The sequence below is a fragment of the Niabella aquatica genome, assembly GCF_054779315.1.
In genome coordinates this window covers 222,209-242,182 of sequence record NZ_BAAGYM010000006.1, presented here as the reverse complement: position 1 = coordinate 242,182, position 19,974 = coordinate 222,209, and the positions used below count along the sequence as shown (strand labels likewise).

Genomic DNA, 19,974 nt, shown 5'->3' with positions numbered 1-19,974 from the left:
AACTTAAAGCGAAAGAACTATCCTTACTTCAAAGACTTGCTAAAAAGCATGAATTGCAAGTCATTGGTATTTAGACAGTTGCTTCACTTGTCATTAACAGCTTGTCGAAGCATAGCCCGATAGTAAAATGTCCTTCGTCTTCCGATAGCTATCGGAACAGGACGACTATTTTTTTAAACAAATAATAAAAGCTTAGTATGGCTCTTACCAATCTGCTTCCTCATGACGGCGAAGCATTGTATTACGGAAAAATTTTTTCTGCTGAGGAAGCAGATCGTTATACTTTGGAACTGATGAATACTATTGCATGGAAAAACGATGAAGTCATCATTTTCGGTAAGAAAATCATTACTAAAAGAAAAGTAGCCTGGTATGCTGATGAGCCTTTGGAATACCGGTATTCCGGCATTACCAAAACAGCACTTACCTGGACAGATGAATTGTTGCAACTTAAAAAGGGTGTAGAAAAAATCTCAGGCGAAACCTATAACTCCTGCCTGCTGAATTTATACCATAATGGCAGTGAAGGAATGGCCTGGCATAGCGATGCAGAAAAAGATCTTAAAAAAGAAGGTGCTATTGCGTCTTTAAGCTTTGGGGCCGAAAGGAAGTTTGCCTTTAAGCATAAACAAACCAAAGAAGTGGTATCAGCAATTCTAGCGCATGGCAGCCTGCTGGTAATGAAAGGCACCTGCCAAATTTATTGGTTGCATCGTTTGCCACCGGCAAAAAAGGTTGACCAGCCACGTATTAATCTTACGTTCAGGACTATTGATGCTGATCTTAGAGACCTTCAAAAATAGGCTTCGTTTAATCATATCAGCAAACAACTACACAGCTGGTTCCTGCTGGCTCAGGCAATGAAAGCTACCCAGTCCCCAGATGATTTCGGTAGAGTCAATACCGGTAACTGAACGGTCTTTAAAATGTTCCTGTATGATCCTTAAAGCCTTATCATCCTTACTGCAACGGTAAGTAGGAACAATAACCGATTTATTAGAGATATAGAAATTAGCATAAGAAGCGGGTAAACGCTGGTCTTCGTAAATTACAGGGTCGGGCATGGGAAGTTCCACAATGTTTAGCTGTCTGCCATTTAATAACCGCATTTGCTGTAACTGCTTTAAGTTGTTTTGAAGCAATGCGTAGTTTTCGTCGTTCTTGTTTTCTTCAACAACAGTAAGTACCGTGTCTTCATTTACAAAACGAACGGTATCATCAATATGCCCGTCTGTGTCATCTCCCACAATACCGTCATCTACCCATAGTACCTGCTCGGCTCCATAATAATTGTACAAATATGCTTCGATCTGCTGCCGGCTCAAATGCGGGTTTCGATTCTCGTTTAATAAACAGGCTGTAGAAGTAAGTATAGTTCCTTTCCCGTTAAATTCTACCGACCCGCCTTCCATTACTATACCCGGATGAAAAACCGGGATTCCCAATCTTTCACCTATTTTAGTTGGTATCACATCGTCCAGGTCGTAAGGCGGATATTTGTCTCCCCACGCATTATAACCCCAGTCCACTATTACCTTTTTATTCGCTGTGGCTTCGGGGTTTACCAGGAAGGCCGGACCATGATCGCGGCACCACGCATCATTAGTAGGGTGGATATAAAATTCTATTTTAGAAAGATCTGCTCCCTGCTTTTGCAGATGCTTGGTAGCAAAGTTCTTCATTTTGTCGCCCGTTATATTGATACGAACGGTCTCACCTTTTGCAAGTTCTTTTACAAAATGGGCATAATAAGGAAATATAGCGTCCAGTTTTCCGGGCCATGATGCTTCTTTGTGCGGCCAGCTCAGCCAGGTAGCTTCATGCGGATGCCATTCGGCAGGGAAAAAATAACCGAGTTGGTTGGGAGTAAGTCTGGAAGTCTGATGTCCGATGTCCGAAGATATAGATAGAGTCATTCTCGTAATTTTTTGATAAGTGCGGAAATCATTGAAAGGATTTCTTCACACATTTTATAAATTTGCTCAAAGCTTCTTTTGAAATAATCGCTGCTCTTTTTATTTGAAATGTAAGAATGAAAAGCTCATCTTTAGGAAATTGCTCAGTCGATTATGTACGAGTTTTGTTCAATCTAAAGACTTTTGCCATACTCGTAACTGTTCAAATTTGAAAGCCATATTTTTTATTGAGAATATACGTATCAGCAACTAAATGATAAATTTAATTTACCGGGGCGGCTTCAGACTTCCCGACTTTCTGACTATCCTTCATCAATAAATCTTTTCGTAATAGACTGATACGAATCAATCCGTCTGTCTCTTAAAAATGGCCAGTGCATCCTGAAGCTGTCGGCTTCTTTCAGATCAAGTGTTACTACTTCTGTTTCTTCCCGCTCATGCGAAGCCAGGTAAAGTAATTTGCCCTGGCCGTTGGTAGCAAAGCTTCCGCCCCAGAATTTCATGGCGCCGTTTTGCTCAAACCCCACGCGATTTACGCTTATTACAGGGATGCCGTTGGCTACGGCATGGCTGCGCTGAATGGTTTGCCATGCATCGTACTGGTCTTTATTGGTTTGCTCATCCTGCTCTGTAGCCCAGCCGATAGCTGTGGGATAGAACAGGATCTCGGCGCCCATCAACGCAGTAATACGGGCCGCTTCAGGATACCACTGGTCCCAGCAGATCAATACCCCGATAGTGGCAAATTTTGTTTTGAATACTTTATAGCCCAGGTCTCCGGGAGTGAAATAGAATTTCTCATAATAGGCCGGATCATCGGGTATATGCATTTTACGATATTTGCCCAGATAGGTGCCATCTGCATCTAATACAGCCGTAGTATTGTGGTATAACCCTTCGGTCCTTTTTTCAAAAAGTGAAGCGATGATTACCACTCCCAGCTGTTTTGCTACATCCTGTAATGTTTCTGTTGAAGGGCCGGGAATGGGTTCGGCCAGCTTGAAATTTTCATAATCTTCCACATCGCAGAAATAAAGCGATGTAAACAGTTCCTGCAAACAAACGATCTGTGCGCCTTTTGCAGCAGCTTCTTTTATTTTTTCAATGGCTTTGCCCAGGTTCTCCTGCTTATTGGCAGAGCAGCTCATCTGAACCATGCCTATTTTTACTTTTGCCATAATGGGATTTTTTTTTGAAGTCTCCTTCATAAAGGGTGCAAAGGTACTTTAAATATTACTGACAGGAAGAAAACCTGTTTCTTTAGTCCATAAAAAATGCGAAGTATGAAAAACTCCGCATTTAAATGATTAGGTAGGAGCAAATTATCTTAATCTGTTCAGATCTTTTATTAGTTTCTGATCGTGCCGGATGCCCCTGATGGCAAAAAAGAAGCCAATAATAATAAGCAGGGTAAGAACAGAAGTTAATGCGAAAGTGCCTTGTGAGAAATTCTTAATGTACATAAAATAAACAACCATCAGGCCTATGGAGCACAGCAACCCTATAAGACTAAACCGGATCTGTTTTTTCCTGTCTTTAAACAGGAAAATGGTAACAGCAGATAATGCTGCTACTGCAACTGTTAATAAAATTAAATAGATGTTATCTGTTGCTGTAAGCTCCGGCCCTTCAACTCCGGTAGTATCAGGCGCTACTATGCCAATATAAAAAGGAAATTTGAAAGTAAGCGCGCTGCTGATGGTGGAGAGCAACAGCCATAGTGTCTGTTTTCTTTGGATCATGTTGGGAAAAGTTGATGGTTAATGGTTCATGGTTCATAGTCAATGAACTATGAACTATAAGCTATGAACTACATTCAGGAACCCAGCTCCGGGTACAGCGGAAACTGCTTCATAAATGCTTTTACGTCTTCACGTACCCCCGCAATCAATTGTTCGTTATCGGTGTTCATTAATACTTTATCTATCATGTCCACTACATCAATAACGTGATGCTCTTTTAAACCACGGGTGGTTACAGCAGGAACGCCCACGCGAATGCCGGAAGTTACAAAGGGGGATTTATCGTCAAACGGAACAGCATTTTTATTGAGCGTGATAAATGCTTTGTCCAGCGTTTCCTGTGCTTTTTTACCGGTAATGTTCTTATTGCGCAGATCGATCAGCATCAGGTGGTTATCTGTTCCCCCACTAATAAGGTTATAACCTTTATCAACAAAAGCTTTGGCCATAGCCTGGGCATTACTTACCACCTGTTGGGCATATACTTTAAAACTGTCGTCCAGTATTTCACCGAAAGCTACTGCTTTGGCCGCAATAATATGCTCAAGAGGTCCGCCCTGTATGCCGGGAAAAACGGCCAGATCCAGCAACTGGCTCATCAGGCGCGTATTTCCTTTAGGGTCTTTTAATCCCCAGGGGTTCTCAAAATCATGACGAATCATAATAACGCCGCCACGCGGCCCACGCAGGGTTTTATGTGTGGTGCTGGTAATGATGTGGCAATGGTCAAACGGGTCGTTCAATAACCCTTTGGCAATTAAGCCTGCAGGGTGTGCAATATCGGCCATTACAATAGCCCCGATTTTATCAGCCACTGCACGTATACGGGCGTAATCCCAGTCACGGCTGTATGCCGAAGCACCGCAAATGATCATTTTAGGTTTGTGCATCAATGCTTTTTGCTCCAGGTCATCGTACTCCACTAAGCCGGTTTCTTTATTAACGCCGTAAGAAACTACGTTATATTGCTTGCCGCTGAAATTGGCAGGGCTGCCATGAGTCAGGTGCCCGCCCATGCTCAGATCAAGGCCCATAATAGTGTCACCGGGCTTTAGAACTGCCATGAATACAGCAGCATTAGCCTGCGCTCCGCTATGAGGCTGAACATTGGCCCATGTAAGGCTGAACACCTGTTTCAGCCTGTCAATAGCCAGGTTTTCAATTTCGTCCACTACCTCGCATCCCCCGTAATACCTGCGGCCCGGATAACCTTCCGCATATTTATTGGCAGGTACGCTGCCCATAGCTTTCAGCACCTGGTAAGAAACAAAGTTCTCTGAGGCAATCAATTCAATATCATTGCGCTGCCGCTCTAATTCTTTATTGAGCAGATCAAATAGTATAGTGTCGTTTTGCATGGCGCAAAATTAAGGTTATCAAAATTTATGTACAATGTTTTTATTCGCAGTATTTGCACAAAGTTGCAATGTACTGCACTATTAAAAAAGTACGGGGCATTATTATATTCTTCAGCCGGATCAAAAAAAACGGGGCAAATCATAAAGACTCCATAATATTTCCATTTTTACTTACCTTCACGCTCTTTTTTACTAACTACATTCAGTATCTTACACATCACTTATTATGAAGGCAATTATTCCTGTTGCTGGTACCGGAACTAAATTAAGACCCCACAGTTATACGCAACCCAAGGCGTTGATTCCTGTGGCAAACAAAACGGTTTTAAGCATTATTATTGATCAGCTAAAAGAAGCAGGTGTCGATGAGTTTATTTTTATAATAGGATATCTGGGCGATAAAATTTACCATTATGTGAAAGATAAGCACAGCGATATTACAGCTCATTTTGTAAGCCAGGAAGACAGACGGGGAGTAGGACATGCTATCAGCCTTGCCCGAAACCTGGTAAAAGGAGACGAAGTACTGATCGCACTGGGCGATACCATTTGTGAGTACGACGTCAATGAAGTGCTGCGCAGCCCTGGTTCCCTGATAGGGGTACGTAAAGTAGATAACCCTAAGGATTTTGGTGTAGCGGAGATTGATGCCGGCGGTTTTATTGAATCTGTAATTGAAAAACCCAATATCCCCAAATCCAATATGGCGATGGTAGGGATTTATAAAATAACCGAAACCGATATTTTATTTGAATGCCTTGAGAAAAATATTACGGCAGGCCTGCTCACGCATGGAGAGTTTAATATTACGGACGCTATTGACTGTATGATAGAGAAGGGTGTAAAATTTCAATCTTTTAAAGTAGATAACTGGTTTGATGCGGGCAATAAAGATACGCTCCTCAAATCCAACGCCACCTTACTGAGAAAATCCGGCATAGAGAGCGATGCTTCAAAATATCTGAATACAGTAATTATTCCACCGGTAAGCATTGGGGTAGGCTGTAGCATTGAAAACAGTATTATCGGCCCTAATGTTACTTTAGGTGAATATACCAGCATGACACAATCTATTGTTAAGAACTCTATTGTAGGGGCCTATTGCAATTTGCACGACATTGTTCTGGAGGATTCCCTTATTGGCAGCGACACCAGCCTTAAAGGGGAAAGCCGCAGTCTTAATATTGGTGATAATACCAGCATTGACTTAGGGTGAATAGTGAGTAGGAAGGGGGATGTGCCTGACTAATTACGCAATAATCCCCGCCTGGCCAGTCATTCGGGCAGGAATGTTTAATGAATATTGAAAATTGAGGATTGAATGTTGATTATTTAGGTAAAGACATTAGATTTTAGTACTTAGACGTTAGATAGTAACCCATCACCAGCATCAGGTAAAATGTACGATGTAAGGTTTACGATGTACGATATGAAAGCGGAAAGGCCGGAGGCGGAAGGCGCCGTGCGGACCTGAAACCAGAAACTTGTAACCAGCAACCAGTCTCCAGCATAAAGTAAGAGGTACGATGTAAGGGGTACGATGTACGAGATGAAAGCAAAAAGCCTTATACCTCTTCCAGGTTTTCGGCCTTTAGCCATAAACCATATAGTACAGAAATTCTATACCTGAATAATCAATGTTCGATGTTTATTGACAGAACGCCTTAAGCCTTACGCTTCCAGCTTTATGCCTTCTGCTCGTAACCAGTAACCAGCATCCATATTTAAATCGTAAATTGCCGGTATCTGTCAACAGTCAGCAAAAGCGATGTCTATTATCCAGCTCTTCAATATTCAATATCCCATTATCCAGGCGGGTATGGTTTGGGCAAGTGGCTGGAAGCTTGCTAGCGCTGTAAGCAATGCAGGCGGATTAGGTATTATTGGTGCCGGCTCTATGAGCCCCGATGTTTTAAGGGGTCATATTCAGAAATGCAGAGCTGCTACAGATAAGCCTTTTGCGGTAAACCTGCCGCTTTTGTACCCCGGTATAGAAAAGCAGGTACAGATCATTATAGAGGAAAAAGTACCTGTTGTATTTACCAGCGCCGGCAATCCTGATACCTGGACCTCCACTTTTAAAAATGCCGGATTAAAAGTAGTGCATGTGGTGAGCAGCAGCAAATTCGCTGTTAAGGCAGCAGGTGCCGGTTGCGATGCGGTGGTGGCCGAGGGCTTTGAAGCAGGTGGTCACAACGGCAGAGAAGAAACCACTACAATGGTACTGGTGCCGCTGGTTGTGAAAGCTGTCTCCATTCCTGTTATAGCAGCAGGAGGCATTGCAACAGGCAGGCAAATGCTGGCTGCTTTTGCTTTGGGCGCAGAAGCTGTGCAAATGGGGAGCCGTTTTGTGGCCAGTGAGGAAGCCTCATCACATATTCATTTTAAAGACCGGATCGTAAACGCAGCCGAAGGCGATACGCGGTTATCTATGAAAAAGCTAACGCCGGTGCGATTGCTTAAAAATGAGTTTTTCTATAAAATAAGCGAAGCGGAAACCTATGGCGCTTCTGAAGAAGAGCTTTACTCTTTGTTAGGAAAAGGCCGTGCCCGTAAGGGCATGTTTGAAGGCGATCTGCAGGAAGGAGCGCTGGAAATTGGCCAGGTTAGTGCATTGATCAGCAATATTCTCCCCGCCGCAGAAATTGTACAGCAGGTTTGGAACGAATTTATTGCAGCTAAAAAAGAAATGACCGATCTTTAGCAACAGGATGTTCTGTTTATCAATATTCTATGCCAGGTATATGCAAAAAATAGGGTTTCTGAATGGTTTATTCCTTTTCCTTATTTCTGTGGCAAACGCACAATTTGACAGTCTTCAGCAAAAGATAGAGATGTATGATAGCATGGCCACTTTTGATGGAAGAGAAAAAATTTTTATTCATTACGACAGGTCGCAATATAACCTGAACGATACTTTATGGCTTAAAGGGTATGTTGTTGCCGGAAGCCTGAATATAGTAAATGACAGCAGCCGGATCGCTTATATAGAATTGATTGATGCCTCTGGAGAAGTGATAAAACGGATAAGCGCGGCGTGCAATATCGGCCTCTTTTACAGCAATATTACTTTAGGGGAGCAACTGTTTACCCAGGGCATGTATACAATAAGGGCATACACCAATCGCATGAGAAATTTCGGCGATTCACTTTTTTTTACCGGTACTTTTAAAATAATAGACCCGAAAGCTGAATTATGGAAAGCTACTTTGCATGAGCTTGGCTTTTCAGATAACCGGCTTTTTATATCTGCCGGTTTAAAACAGGATAACCAGGCTCCGGTGGCAAACAGCAAAGTGCAGGTAGCATTAATGTTTAAAAACAGGGCATTGTTTCGCCGGCGTATGGTTACTGATGCTGAGGGTAATATTTATATCGATACTTTATTGAAGGATTCCCGGTATCATAAAAATCTGCGGCTGGAGATCACCGGTAAAAACATGCAACTGCAAATACCGGTTCCAACCACCAACAAAAATACAGACCTCCAGTTTCTGCCTGAAGGAGGTAGTTTTATTGCCGGGTTTAAACAGCGGCTGGGATTTAAAGCCCTGGATATTTACGGAGCAGGCATAGATGTAAAAGGCGTCATTAGAGATAGCCGTGACAATATGGTTTGCCCCTTTGCTTCTGTTCACAAAGGAATGGGCATTGTATGGATAACCCCGCAGGCGGGTGAGTCCTATACCGCCCATCTCGAAAACGGTGTTGTTTATAAGCTGCCACCTGTGCAAAGCGAAGGCCAGGTTTTGCAGGTCAGTTATTCTGACAGCGGGGATAGTATTATTGTGAAAATAAATTTCAGCCCCCGTGCAGCCGGTAATACCTGGTTTATAACAGGGAGTACAAGGGGTGGCTTTTATGTAAAAGGGAGGCTGCAAAATAAAAAGCAATACGAGTTGAAAATAGCTACGGCAGCTTTTCCCAGCGGGGTGGCCAGATTTACGCTTTATAATGCAAACGGAACACCTGTAAATGAACGGGCTTTATTTGTGTGGCATGAAGATGCTTTAAAAATGAATATTGTTGCCAATAAAGAGGCGTATGCAAACAAAGATAGTGTAATGCTGGCGCTGTCTGTAAAAAACCATACCGATGAAAAAGTGCCCGGAAGTTTTTCTATAGCTGTTATTGATACCAGCCAGGTAGGAATCACGCCCGACGCCGAAAATATAGTAAGCTATATGGCATTAAGTGCTGATCTGAAGGGAAGGGTGGAGGAGCCTTATTATTATATTAAAAATGCAAAGAGCGAAGCCACTGATGCGCTGCTGCTGACACAGGGCTGGGTACGCTATGATTTTTCAGATACAGCGAGAAAATATGCGTATGAAAAAAGTTTCCATATTAGCGGTAAAGTAACCAACATTTTTAATAAACCGTCACCACATACCAGGGTAACGCTTTTCGGGCGTATGAATAATGCCGGCATGTTCTTTATGGATACGGTTACTAATAATGATGGTACTTTCATTTTTAAAGACTTTCCCTTATTTTATACAGATAGTGTCAGCACGCTTATTCAGGCGGTAAACAAAAAAGACAAATCATTTGGGATAGGAGTGGATGTATCCACTAAAAATTATCCTCCCGTTCCTGAGCCGGATGTGGTGTATGACCGTAACAATATCGTGTTCGATACAGTGCTTAAAAAATCGCTCGACCGGAGAACGCTGATCATGGAGCAATTAAAGCGTGATGGCCGCTACCTCGAAGAGGTGGTAGTAAAGGCAAAAGCCCGTGTTCCGGGATCGAAAAACTTAAATGAAGACGGCGGTGCTGATCAAACGATTACCCAGGCTATGTTAGAGAAAACGCCTAAAGCAGATTTGCTTACTGTTTTAAGCAGGCAAATACCCGGGTTCCCGGTTGTAAGAGGCACCCCGTTTTCTATTGGGAAAAGCCCGGTATGGATTATAATTGATGGCATGGATCTGAAGTTTTTTGAAATGAACCCTTATGATGTGTTGCAATATTATTCTGCAGAAGATGTGAAAGGCATAGAAATAATGAGAAGCATCAAATATGGTTTACCTTATCAATCTAAATATACCCCGGATAAAGTTAATTTTTTAGACCCTCCGATTGTTATTGAAATTACAACTCATGGAGGGGTGGGTCCTTTCCTCAAAAAAATACCAGGAATGTACCTGCTGAAACCTGACGTTCCGTTTGTCGGGCGCAGGTTTTACAGTCCACGGTATTCGTCACCTGAAGAAGAAACGGTATTTCCTGATCTGCGGCAAACGGTTTACTGGAACCCTGATGTGGTCACAGATCAGAACGGGGAAGCCCGGGTTTCGTTTTATACCTCAGAAGCCAGGGGAGGAGGATACCTTATTGTGGTACAGGGATCAGATCTGAAAGGTGATTTTGGGATGCTTATAGCACCTTTAAAATTGAGGCATGACTGATCATCCTTTAAAGATAAAGTACACCGCCGCTACCAGCAGTATAAATCCGATTAAATGATTTAACGAAAAATGAAAGTTTTCAAAAGCAATTTTTGAGAATGCCACAAATACCACTAAAGTGATCACTTCCTGTATCACTTTTAGCTGGATAAGTGAAAAAGGGCCGCCTGTTTCCGATGAGCCTATCCTGTTTGCCGGCACCTGGAAACAGTATTCAAAAAAAGCAATACCCCAGCTTACCAAAATGATGGCCCATACAGGCGTAGCAGCATGAGCGCTTCCTTTACCAAAAAATTTAAGGTGCCCATACCATGCAACGGTCATAAAGGCATTGGATAATAGCAGTAGTCCTACTGTGCTTAATGATTTCATTGATATTTAGATTGTAGACTTTAGATTTTAGTATTATACTTTATAGATATTAATATTTATATTGTCTTTGTCATCACCATCCTTCCGCGCTGTCATCTCCACGGATATCTGCTACTGCTTCAAATAAACCATTGGTTAATACTTTGATCACTTCTGTGCGGCCTATCTGACTGCGCTGGCTGAGCTTGTATCCCATGGCAGAAAGGCTGTCGGCAGTAGTACCTGAAAATCCTTTTTCAATAAATACTTCATCGGGCAGCCATTGGTGGTGGAATTTGGGTTTGTTTACAGCATCGCTTGTGCTCATTTTAAAATCAATGATATTTAAAATAGTTTGGAAAACAGATGTAGGAATGGTTGTGCCTCCCGGTGTTCCCACTACCAGGAACGGTTTTTTATTTTTTAGTACGATCGTTGGCGCCATAGAACTGAGCATTCTTTTACCCGGTTCTATAGCGTTAGCTTTGCCACCCACGGCACCAAACAGGTTAGGCGACCCCGGTTTGGCGCTAAAATCGTCCATTTCATCATTCAGCAAGAAACCGGCGCCCCCAACAACTGTTCTGCTGCCATAATTATTATTTAAAGTAGTAGTAACGGAAACAGCATTGCCCTTATTGTCTATAACGCTGATATGCGTGGTTTCTTCACTTTCGTAACCTGGCACAATGCCTGCAACTGTTTGCCGGCTGTTACCCGCTTTCCCCGGCATATAGTCTTTCATTCTTGCTTTTAGATAGGCATCATCTGAAAGCCCGGCTACCGGTACGCTATAAAAATCAGCATCGCCCATGTATTTTGCCCTGTCTGCATAAGCTCTGCGTTCAGCCTCTATCATCAGTTGCACTGATGTTGGGGTTTGAAATCCCGTTTTGCCTATATTAAACGGCTCTGTCATTTTGAGCATCTGGTGAAGCAGTAAACCGCCACTGCTCGGCATAGGCATACCAATAACGGTATAGCCTTTATAGGCAAATACCAAAGGCTCCCGGAATTTAGCTTTATAGTTCTTCAGGTCTTCTTTAGTTATCAGTCCTTTGCCACGTTGCATCTCCGCTACAATCAGGACTGCCGTTTCGCCTTCATAAAAGCCTTTTGCACCGTTGTTGCTTATTCTTTTGAGGGTAGCCGCCAAATCTTTCTGAACCAGAGTGTCGCCTTCTTGCCACAATTCCTCCTTTACAAATACCGGTTGCTGTGTATTATATTTTTCAAAGGAGCTTTTGGCATTGTTTAGTGCGGTCGCTTCAGCCCTGGTGATGGCAAAACCTTTTTCAGCCAGCTCAATGGCAGGCTGTATCAGCACTTTCATAGGAAGCTTGGCATATAAATGGGTAGTAAATAACCCGGCAACGGTTCCGGGCACACCGCTGGATAAATGGCCATAAAGACTTTTCTCACTGACGGCGTTTCCTTTACTGTCCAGGTACATATCTTTCCGGGAAGCGGCGGGGGCCGTTTCCCGGTAATCCAGAGCAATGGGCTTGTGTTTTAAGGACGTAGCTACCATAAAGCCTCCGCCACCAATATTACCGGCACCCGGATAAACCACTGCAAGTGCCCATTGCGTAGCAATAGCAGCGTCAAAAGCATTTCCTCCTTTTTTAAGCATGAGCAGCCCTGCTTTGCTGGCCAGCGGATGGGCAGATACCACAGCGCCTTTTTTGCAGACAGTTTTTTTGGTGCTGTTATAATTAAAGGCGTTATCCTGCGCCCGGGTATAAAAAACGGAGATCAGGGCAAAAAACAGTAAATAACAGCGCATATATTTTTGAGGGAAGATAAAAACAATCTATTAAAGGAACCGCTTCAATTATTTTGAATTTATTTCATTTTTTTACAATCTATCTATCAATAACGTGTAAACAAACTTGAACAACTAATAGAATTACAAAAATAAGCATAACCCAGCCAGAAAACTCCATAGGACTGACAGAAGGCACAGAACCCGGGAAAATTAGATGTGTTTTTGCCCTGATCATTTACCGATAAATGCCGTTTTTTGGAAAAGTTTTTGCATTTTTGCATAAACCGGCCTTTATCTACATGAAGATGAATATATACAATTCCCTGTTGGAAAAGAAGAAAAATGCGCAGAAGTCTTTTTCTGTGTTAATAGATCCGGATGGAGTTACAGCATCTTCACTTAACCAACTGATCTATTTGTCTGTTCAGGCAAAAGTAGATTATTTCTTTGTGGGGGGCAGTTTAGTTATTTCCAATCATTTGGATGAAGTTGTGCAACAACTGAAAACCAGCTGCGATATACCTGTAATACTTTTCCCGGGCAGCCCTTCTCAGGTAAGCAAATATGCTGATGCGTTGTTGTATCTTTCTCTTATTTCCGGCAGAAATCCTGAACTGCTGATTGGCCAGCACGTGGTATCGGCGCCTTTTGTAAAAAAGAGCGGACTGGAGATTATGCCTACCGGTTATATAGTAGTAGATGGGGGAGCTCCTACTACAGTTTCTTATATCAGTAATGCAGCTCCTGTTCCTTCCGATAAAAATGAGATAGCAATGTGCACCGCACTTGCAGGCGAAATGCTCGGCATGAAACTTATTTATATGGATGCCGGCAGCGGGGCTAAAACACCTGTTACCGAAAGCATGATACAGGCCGTAGCAGCACATGTGGAAATCCCCCTGATTGTTGGTGGTGGTATTACCGATCCTGAAAAGGCTTATCTCAATTGTAAAGCTGGCGCCGATGTGATTGTAATTGGCAACGCTATTGAAAAAGATCCTGCTCTTATTGCAGAAATGAGCCAGGCCATTCACGCCTCTTACAAGGTTGTTTAGTTAATCTGGAAAGCCCGGACGAGAAGTTACCGGAAACCGGTTTTCAAACAATTATTCCTTTGCTCTGTTAATCATATAATCAAATAAATAAGAGTTATATAATGGAATTAGGAATAGGTATGTTTGGTGATGTACAAATAGGCGTGAACGGAAAACCACAACCGGCACAGCAACGTTTGCAGGAAATTATTGAAGAAATAAAGCTGATGGATGAGGTTGGCCTCGATTTCTATGGGATAGGAGAGCATCACCGGCCTGACTATGCCGTTTCAGCACCTGAAATAGTTTTGGCCGCGGCATCAACCGTAACCAAAAATATTAAGCTGGGAAGCGCTGTTTCGGTTTTAAGTTCTTCAGATCCGGTAAAGCTTTACCAGAGCTTTGCAACCATTGATCTGATATCCAATGGCCGTGCAGAACTAATGGCAGGCCGGGGCAGCTTTATAGAATCTTTTCCCCTGTACGGGCAGGATCTGAAGGATTATGATGCTTTGTTTGATGAAAAGCTGAAACTTTTACTGCAAATAAATGATCAGGAAAAGATATCATGGAAAGGAAAATTCCGCCCCGAGCTTAAAAACCAGGCAGTGCTGCCCAGGGCATTGAATAATCATTTAAAAATATGGGTAGCCGTTGGGGGAACACCAGAGTCCGTAGTACGGGCTGCTACCCTGGGCTTACCGGTAATGTTTGCGATTATTGGTGGCAACCCGGTACAGTTTAAACCTTTGTTTGATTATAATAAAGCGATTTACCAGGAATCTGGTCATGATATAAACCAGTTTGAAGCAGGGGTGCATGTGCACGCATTTTTTGGTGAGCACAGCAGCGAAATAGCCGAGTATTATTATCCGGTTTATTCTGCTCAGATGGACAGGATCGGGCGCACCCGCGGCTGGCCGCCCTACCAACGCGCGCAGTACGACAGGGGACGGGGTAAAGGCGGACATTTAATTATCGGTGATGCCAGTGAAGCTGTTGATAAGATACTGGAGCTGCACGATATGTTCGGACTGACCCGTTTTTCGGCTCATATGGATGTAGGCGCGCCTTCCCATGATAGAATGATGAAGTCGATAGAAGTTTTCGGAACTAAAATTGCACCCAAAGTGAGAGCAGCGTTGCTCAAGTGATAAGTGATGTGAGAGCGTCAGCGCGAAAAATTCCCGTCAGGCAACATCATTATGGATCACCTTATGAACAAAGCGCAGTTTTTCTTTCACCTCCGGGCTGATAACGAACGGATATAGATCCTGTCCGCCCATACTCCGGTTAATGGTGTTCATGGCAAAAGTGAGCGGTAACCAGTATTCAAAAATGGTATCAAAATCTTTGAGCTGGTAAGGATTAAATAAAATAGCTGCACACATATTAGGGTCATTGGTAAAACCAGGGGGATTTATAGTTAATCCAAAAGAATAGGCTGCTTCAATAGTATCCACTATATGCAAATAATGCGCCCAGGTCTCGGCCCAGTCTTCCCAGGGATGCATGGTGGCATAGGCGCTGATATAGTTTTCATTCCAGGTGGGGGGCGCGCCTGCTGCGTAATGCCTGTTTAATGCCTCCTGGTAATTATGGGTTTCATTACCAAATAAAGTTCTGAATTCTTGCAGTAATAATGAGCCTTGTATCAGCAGATCCCAGTAATAATGCCCGATCTCGTGGCGAAAATGTCCCAGCAGTGTCCGGTAAACTTCGTCCATACTATTCCTGGCCATTTCCCTTTCTACATCATCGGCTTCTGCAATATTTATGGTTATAACTCCGTTTGAATGGCCGGTAAGTATGCGGGGGCTATCGTTTCCGGGGTCGGCCATAAAATCAAATACCAGCCCCGTATTATCAAAAGCTTTACGCTGCACCGGTAAACCCCACTGTAAAAGGGAATATATAAGTCTGTGTTTTGCTGCTTCTGTTTTTTCCCAGCGTGCACGGTACATCGGGTTACTTAAATCCGGGATGATCCGGTTTAATGCACAGGCAACACAAAAACCGGCAGGATCGGCATCCGGAATAACCCAGTTGCATACACCATAGGCATAATTGGCACAATAATGATAGTTTTTACCCGATGCCTGTTCTAATAAGCATCCATTATTTTGGTGTGCCAAAGCGATCATTGAAAGGCGGTCAGGGTCAAACCCAAGGTTACTCCCGCAAGACTGACAATAGGTATTTTGAAAATAAACAGCATAACCGCAATTTCCGCAAGTAAAAAGACGCATAAATGATTATTAGGTTGGAGTTTAAAAGAATCCGCTCAGGATGCGGATAGACCCTAAAAGTATGCCATAATTAATATTGCCATAAAAAACGCAGGCTAATAACCTGGTGTTTTAGATAGTTTTCTTAAGATTCAGCATTAATCGGAAACAGGTAACGATAGCGAAAACAGACCCGGCGCTTGCCTTGCTTTTTAAGATCAGAAACTCATTTTTTCTTTAAACTTTACAGTCTGCCTGCGGCTGATCTCTATTTTTTCGCCTCCTTTCAGCTCAGCCAGCAAGCCATTATTAAAATACGGCTCAATTTTTTCTACAGCCTGCAGGTTAATGATGTGTTTTCGGTTGGCACGGAAAAAAATTTGGGGATCCAGCCTTTCTTCCAATGCATTAAGTGATTTTAAAATAAGGGGTTTATGACCATTAAAGAAAACTTTTGCGTAGTTGCCTACGCTTTCAAAAAGCCTTACCTCGCTGAGTTTTATAAACCAGCAGCGATCGCCGTCTTTGACAAACACCCTGCTTTTATCAGTTAATATGTCATTGTTAGAGAAGCTTTCATCTTCTTTATTTTCTTTTATTTCGCCGATATGGACCTTTTTAATGGCGGCTTCAAGCCTTTTCTGATCAATAGGTTTCAATAAATAATCCAGTGCGCTGACCTCAAAGGCTTTGAGGGCATATTTATCAAAAGCCGTGGTAAAAATAACTTTAGGTACCATATCTAATTCTGTAAGCATTTCAAACCCTGTTTTACCCGGCATTTGTATATCAAGAAAAATAAGGTCTGGTTGCAGCGATTCTATTTTTTCTATGGCTTCATTGGCATTTGACGCTTCATCTACCACTTCAATTTCTGAAAAAGCCTGCAGCATTTTTTTGAGCTCGGACCGGGCCAGTCTTTCGTCGTCAATAATAATTGTTCTCATATAAAAATATTATAAGGTGACCGGGAGTTTTAGTTTTGCAGTAACAGTTGCCGGTGAAGATTGAACGATCTCAAATCCGGCCCTGTCGCCATACATTAGCTTCAGCCTTTCAAGGATGCTCCTGATGCCAAACCCGCTGCTTTTTTGCTGCTTTTTTAGGCGTCCGGTATTTTCCACTGTAAGCTCCATAAAGTTGTCCTTGAGCACCGACGAGAGTCGTACTGTACCACCATTTACCTCATGGCTGATGCCGTGTTTAATAGCATTTTCTACCAGCATCTGCAGCATCATGGGTGGTACAGGCTGCCCCGTGGTTTTATCATCAATACTATACCGGATGCTTAACCTGTCTTCAAAGCGCATTTGTTCCAGTGCAAGGTAATCTTTAACAATGTTCAGCTCATCAGCAAGCGACACTGTTTCCGATTTATCTATATTGATGCTGCTGCGCAGGATATTGCTCAACTCAGTAATAGCAGCTCTTGCCCTTTGCGGGTTTTCATCCACCATCGCACGTATACCATTAAGTGAATTAAAAATAAAATGCGGGTTGATATGCGTTTTTATAGTCTTAAGCTCCAGTTCTTTCACGTGCGATTTTAATTTCAGGTTATCGATCTGTTCTTTTTGGGATGCTGCAACATAATGGTAAATAAAATAAATAGCGCTCCAGGTAATAAAATAGGTGAACCATGCAAGGGAATTATTTAAAAAAATAAGGAGAACCGACCGGTTAACAATGATCCTTTCTTTCTCGTTTAGCAGGTTCAGTTTATTATAAATCATCAACTCGCTGATCCCCGCTATGAATGAAATGGAGATGGTGAGTACAATAAACATCCATACCTGTACGGCCACTTTTTGGTGAAGTACTTTTAGTTTCAGGATACTTATTCTCAGCAGATGCGTCATAACCAATCCCAATACCGCGAAGCCGGCAGATCTTTGTATTATTACCAGGCGTTCGTCTGGCAGGCTCATTCTTCCAACCGACCAGGCACCGAAAATATGCCATAGAAAAAAAACACCCCAACCCAGTACCTGGAACAGCCAGTAATACTTTTTGCCAATAACCATGATACAACAAATCTACATAAATTAAAATTTTAATATGTTATTAAATTATTAGTGGTTACATGGATTTATAAAGGAGGTATAATAATGATGAATGTAACGAACACTCCTGCATCTTACTTGAAATGCTTATTTTTGCGTAATAATTTTCTCTGAATGGCTATTACACCAGGTCCGTTACTTCAATCAGTTAATAATCCGGGGGATTTGAAAAAGATTCCTATAGAAAAATTGCATGAGTTTTGTGAAGAGCTCCGGCAATATATTATTGATGTGGTAAGCGTACACGGCGGACATTTTGCTGCAAGCCTTGGTGTGGTGGAGCTTACCACCGCGTTACATTATGTTTATAACACGCCTTACGATCAACTGGTTTGGGATGTGGGCCACCAGGCTTACGGGCATAAAATCATTACCGGGCGCAGGGATAGTTTTGAAACCAACAGGAAATATAAAGGAATAAGTGGTTTTCCCAAACGTTCGGAAAGTGTGTACGATACATTTGGAGTGGGGCATTCTTCTACCTCTATTTCTGCCGCTTTAGGTATGGCTATTGCAGCTAAATATAAAGGGGAGACAGACCGAAAGGTAGTTGCTGTGATCGGCGATGGATCTATGACGGCGGGGATGGCTTTTGAAGCAATGAACCATGCCGGTGTTGCGGATAGCGATATGCTGATCATCCTGAACGATAACGGTATCGGTATCGATCCAAACGCAGGGGCTTTAAAAGAATACCTTACAGATATAACTGTTTCGCCTACATATAATAAATTCAGGGACGACGTATGGAATGCTTTAGGTAAGCTGCCCATTGGAAAGAACTTTACCAGGGCTATGGCGCATAAGCTGACAGAGGGTATAAAAGGCATGGTGAATAGTAGCGCGAACCTGTTTGAGGCACTAAAGCTCCGGTATTTTGGTCCGATTGACGGTCATAACATCAGCAAGCTGGTAGATACCCTGAATGACCTGAAGCATATCCCGGGACCTAAATTGCTGCACATTATCACTACTAAGGGGAAAGGATATGCGCTGGCCGAAAAAGACCAGACGAGGTGGCACGCTCCGGGGCTTTTTGATAAGGTGACCGGTGAGATCTATCAAAAAAAATATGATACACCGCAGGCTCCCAGATACCAGGATGTTTTTGGCAAAACAATAATAGAACTTGCAAAACAAAATGATAAAATATTCGGTATTACCCCGGCAATGCCTTCGGGCTCATCATTAAAATATATGATGGAAGAAATGCCGGATCGCGCTTTTGATGTGGGTATATGCGAGCAACATGCAGCTACATTGAGCGCTGGTATGGCCACGCAGGGAATGAGGGTATTCTGCAATATCTATTCGTCTTTTATGCAAAGGGCTTACGACCAGGTGGTTCATGATATTGCTATACAAAAGCTTCCTGTGGTGCTTTGCCTGGACAGGGCGGGATTAGTGGGAGATGATGGCCCAACACACCATGGCTGTTATGATATTGCTTATTTCCGTTGCATTCCCAATATGATCATCAGCTCACCGATGAATGAGGCAGAGCTGCGCAACCTGATGTACACTGCTCAGCTGGAATCTACGCAACAACCATTTGTTATTCGCTATCCGCGTGGTGAAGGTGTAATGCCCGAATGGCAAACACCTATGGAGGAAGTGGAGATAGGTAAAGGCAGAAAATTAAAAGACGGGCAGGATATGGCCATCCTTTCTTTAGGCCATCCGGGTAATTTTGCCGCTGCTGCCATACGGGATCTTAAGAATGATGGTATCGGCCCTGCTCATTATGATATGCGCTTTGCAAAACCTTTGGATGAAACTTTATTGCATGAAGCGCTGTCTGCTTATGACAAAATCATAACTGTTGAGGACGGAACCGTTACCGGCGGGTTTGGCAGTGCTGTTCTGGAATTTATGGCGCAGCATGGTTATAAGAATGAAATAAGAATATTGGGCATCCCCGACAGGATAGTGGAACATGGTACGCTTAAAGAATTACACCGTGAATGCGGCTACGATGCTGAAGGCATTGCTGCTGCCGTAAGGGAAATGATGGAGGTTAAAGTTTCCGTTTCATTATAATAAAAAATTTTTGTTTGCGAGGCTGGTGCAGAGTGACATGGTTCAATTGTTTGATTATGC

General features: G+C 42.8%; 16 protein-coding genes. 7 read left to right on the top strand and 9 right to left on the bottom strand.

Features of this window, described 5'->3' with window-relative positions:
• Positions 1-197: 197 nt before the first annotated feature.
• Complete coding sequence (locus ACYVBM_RS06815; protein ID WP_460684883.1) at positions 198-803, top strand: alpha-ketoglutarate-dependent dioxygenase AlkB family protein; 606 nt, start codon at positions 198-200, stop codon at positions 801-803.
• A gap of 27 nt (positions 804-830) precedes the next feature.
• On the opposite strand, the gene ACYVBM_RS06810 is transcribed toward ACYVBM_RS06815, so the two are convergent.
• The 4 genes from ACYVBM_RS06810 to glyA form a co-directional block, all read right to left on the bottom strand.
• Positions 831-1,916 (bottom strand): agmatine deiminase family protein, encoded by a 1,086-nt coding sequence (locus tag ACYVBM_RS06810; RefSeq protein ID WP_460684882.1) that lies wholly within the window; start codon positions 1,914-1,916, stop codon positions 831-833.
• 302 nt (positions 1,917-2,218) lie between these two features.
• Complete coding sequence (locus ACYVBM_RS06805) at positions 2,219-3,094, bottom strand: carbon-nitrogen hydrolase (RefSeq protein ID WP_460684881.1); 876 nt, start codon at positions 3,092-3,094, stop codon at positions 2,219-2,221.
• A 144-nt stretch (positions 3,095-3,238) separates the two neighbouring features.
• The gene (locus ACYVBM_RS06800; protein WP_460684880.1) at positions 3,239-3,658 is read right to left on the bottom strand and encodes a DUF4293 domain-containing protein; all 420 of its coding nucleotides are present in this window, start codon (positions 3,656-3,658) and stop codon (positions 3,239-3,241) included.
• Between the two features lie 74 nt (positions 3,659-3,732).
• Positions 3,733-5,016 (bottom strand): serine hydroxymethyltransferase, encoded by a 1,284-nt coding sequence (gene glyA, locus ACYVBM_RS06795; RefSeq protein WP_460684879.1) that lies wholly within the window; start codon positions 5,014-5,016, stop codon positions 3,733-3,735.
• Positions 5,017-5,242: 226 nt separating this feature from the next.
• Here glyA and ACYVBM_RS06790 point away from each other — a divergent pair, with 226 nt between their 5' ends.
• The 3 genes from ACYVBM_RS06790 to ACYVBM_RS06780 all read left to right on the top strand — a co-directional run bounded on the left by ACYVBM_RS06790 (position 5,243) and on the right by ACYVBM_RS06780 (position 10,430).
• Positions 5,243-6,232, top strand: a complete 990-nt coding sequence (locus tag ACYVBM_RS06790) for a sugar phosphate nucleotidyltransferase (protein ID WP_460684878.1) — start codon at positions 5,243-5,245, stop codon at positions 6,230-6,232.
• Positions 6,233-6,784: 552 nt separating this feature from the next.
• The gene (locus tag ACYVBM_RS06785; protein WP_460684877.1) at positions 6,785-7,720 is read left to right on the top strand and encodes an NAD(P)H-dependent flavin oxidoreductase; all 936 of its coding nucleotides are present in this window, start codon (positions 6,785-6,787) and stop codon (positions 7,718-7,720) included.
• 40 nt (positions 7,721-7,760) lie between these two features.
• Positions 7,761-10,430 carry a hypothetical protein gene (locus tag ACYVBM_RS06780; RefSeq protein WP_460684876.1) on the top strand — a complete coding sequence of 890 codons (2,670 nt, stop codon included), beginning with the start codon at positions 7,761-7,763 and terminating at the stop codon, positions 10,428-10,430.
• Here the strand turns inward: ACYVBM_RS06780 and ACYVBM_RS06775 are convergent, their stop codons facing one another.
• Together ACYVBM_RS06775 and ggt are read right to left on the bottom strand one after the other, a co-directional pair.
• Complete coding sequence (locus tag ACYVBM_RS06775; protein ID WP_460684875.1) at positions 10,431-10,802, bottom strand: DMT family protein; 372 nt, start codon at positions 10,800-10,802, stop codon at positions 10,431-10,433.
• A gap of 73 nt (positions 10,803-10,875) precedes the next feature.
• Positions 10,876-12,567, bottom strand: coding sequence for a gamma-glutamyltransferase (gene ggt / locus ACYVBM_RS06770; RefSeq protein WP_460684874.1), 1,692 nt, complete (start codon positions 12,565-12,567; stop codon positions 10,876-10,878).
• A gap of 281 nt (positions 12,568-12,848) precedes the next feature.
• On the opposite strand from ggt, the gene ACYVBM_RS06765 reads away from it, so the two are divergent.
• Entirely contained in the window at positions 12,849-13,604 is a 756-nt protein-coding gene (locus ACYVBM_RS06765; RefSeq protein ID WP_460684873.1) for a phosphoglycerol geranylgeranyltransferase, read from the top strand.
• Positions 13,605-13,705: 101 nt separating this feature from the next.
• Entirely contained in the window at positions 13,706-14,737 is a 1,032-nt protein-coding gene (locus ACYVBM_RS06760) for an LLM class flavin-dependent oxidoreductase (RefSeq protein ID WP_460684872.1), read from the top strand.
• Between the two features lie 36 nt (positions 14,738-14,773).
• Here ACYVBM_RS06760 and ACYVBM_RS06755 read toward each other — a convergent pair whose 3' ends face one another.
• The 3 genes from ACYVBM_RS06755 to ACYVBM_RS06745 form a co-directional block, all read right to left on the bottom strand.
• Positions 14,774-15,832: a zinc-binding metallopeptidase family protein gene (locus tag ACYVBM_RS06755; RefSeq protein ID WP_460684871.1), complete on the bottom strand. Its 1,059-nt coding sequence runs from the start codon at positions 15,830-15,832 to the stop codon at positions 14,774-14,776.
• 197 nt (positions 15,833-16,029) lie between these two features.
• Positions 16,030-16,758 (bottom strand): LytR/AlgR family response regulator transcription factor, encoded by a 729-nt coding sequence (locus ACYVBM_RS06750; protein ID WP_460684870.1) that lies wholly within the window; start codon positions 16,756-16,758, stop codon positions 16,030-16,032.
• Between the two features lie 9 nt (positions 16,759-16,767).
• A complete protein-coding gene (locus ACYVBM_RS06745; RefSeq protein ID WP_460684869.1) occupies positions 16,768-17,835 on the bottom strand; it encodes a sensor histidine kinase in 1,068 nt (355 codons plus the stop codon).
• Positions 17,836-17,988: 153 nt separating this feature from the next.
• Here ACYVBM_RS06745 and dxs point away from each other — a divergent pair, with 153 nt between their 5' ends.
• Positions 17,989-19,914: a 1-deoxy-D-xylulose-5-phosphate synthase gene (dxs, locus tag ACYVBM_RS06740; protein WP_460684868.1), complete on the top strand. Its 1,926-nt coding sequence runs from the start codon at positions 17,989-17,991 to the stop codon at positions 19,912-19,914.
• The last annotated feature ends 60 nt before the right edge of the window (positions 19,915-19,974 follow it).

Excerpts from the sequence above, each read along its gene's own strand:
- ACYVBM_RS06815 (WP_460684883.1), top strand. The coding sequence starts at position 198 with ATGGCTCTTACCAATCTGCTTCCTCATGACGGCGAAGCATTGTATTAC.
- ACYVBM_RS06810 (WP_460684882.1), bottom strand. The coding sequence starts at position 1,916 with ATGACTCTATCTATATCTTCGGACATCGGACATCAGACTTCCAGACTT.
- ACYVBM_RS06805 (WP_460684881.1), bottom strand. The coding sequence starts at position 3,094 with ATGGCAAAAGTAAAAATAGGCATGGTTCAGATGAGCTGCTCTGCCAAT.
- ACYVBM_RS06800 (WP_460684880.1), bottom strand. The coding sequence starts at position 3,658 with ATGATCCAAAGAAAACAGACACTATGGCTGTTGCTCTCCACCATCAGC.
- glyA (WP_460684879.1), bottom strand. The coding sequence starts at position 5,016 with ATGCAAAACGACACTATACTATTTGATCTGCTCAATAAAGAATTAGAG.
- ACYVBM_RS06790 (WP_460684878.1), top strand. The coding sequence starts at position 5,243 with ATGAAGGCAATTATTCCTGTTGCTGGTACCGGAACTAAATTAAGACCC.
- ACYVBM_RS06785 (WP_460684877.1), top strand. The coding sequence starts at position 6,785 with ATGTCTATTATCCAGCTCTTCAATATTCAATATCCCATTATCCAGGCG.
- ACYVBM_RS06780 (WP_460684876.1), top strand. The coding sequence starts at position 7,761 with ATGCAAAAAATAGGGTTTCTGAATGGTTTATTCCTTTTCCTTATTTCT.
- ACYVBM_RS06775 (WP_460684875.1), bottom strand. The coding sequence starts at position 10,802 with ATGAAATCATTAAGCACAGTAGGACTACTGCTATTATCCAATGCCTTT.
- ggt (WP_460684874.1), bottom strand. The coding sequence starts at position 12,567 with ATGCGCTGTTATTTACTGTTTTTTGCCCTGATCTCCGTTTTTTATACC.
- ACYVBM_RS06765 (WP_460684873.1), top strand. The coding sequence starts at position 12,849 with ATGAAGATGAATATATACAATTCCCTGTTGGAAAAGAAGAAAAATGCG.
- ACYVBM_RS06760 (WP_460684872.1), top strand. The coding sequence starts at position 13,706 with ATGGAATTAGGAATAGGTATGTTTGGTGATGTACAAATAGGCGTGAAC.
- ACYVBM_RS06755 (WP_460684871.1), bottom strand. The coding sequence starts at position 15,832 with ATGCGTCTTTTTACTTGCGGAAATTGCGGTTATGCTGTTTATTTTCAA.
- ACYVBM_RS06750 (WP_460684870.1), bottom strand. The coding sequence starts at position 16,758 with ATGAGAACAATTATTATTGACGACGAAAGACTGGCCCGGTCCGAGCTC.
- ACYVBM_RS06745 (WP_460684869.1), bottom strand. The coding sequence starts at position 17,835 with ATGGTTATTGGCAAAAAGTATTACTGGCTGTTCCAGGTACTGGGTTGG.
- dxs (WP_460684868.1), top strand. The coding sequence starts at position 17,989 with ATGGCTATTACACCAGGTCCGTTACTTCAATCAGTTAATAATCCGGGG.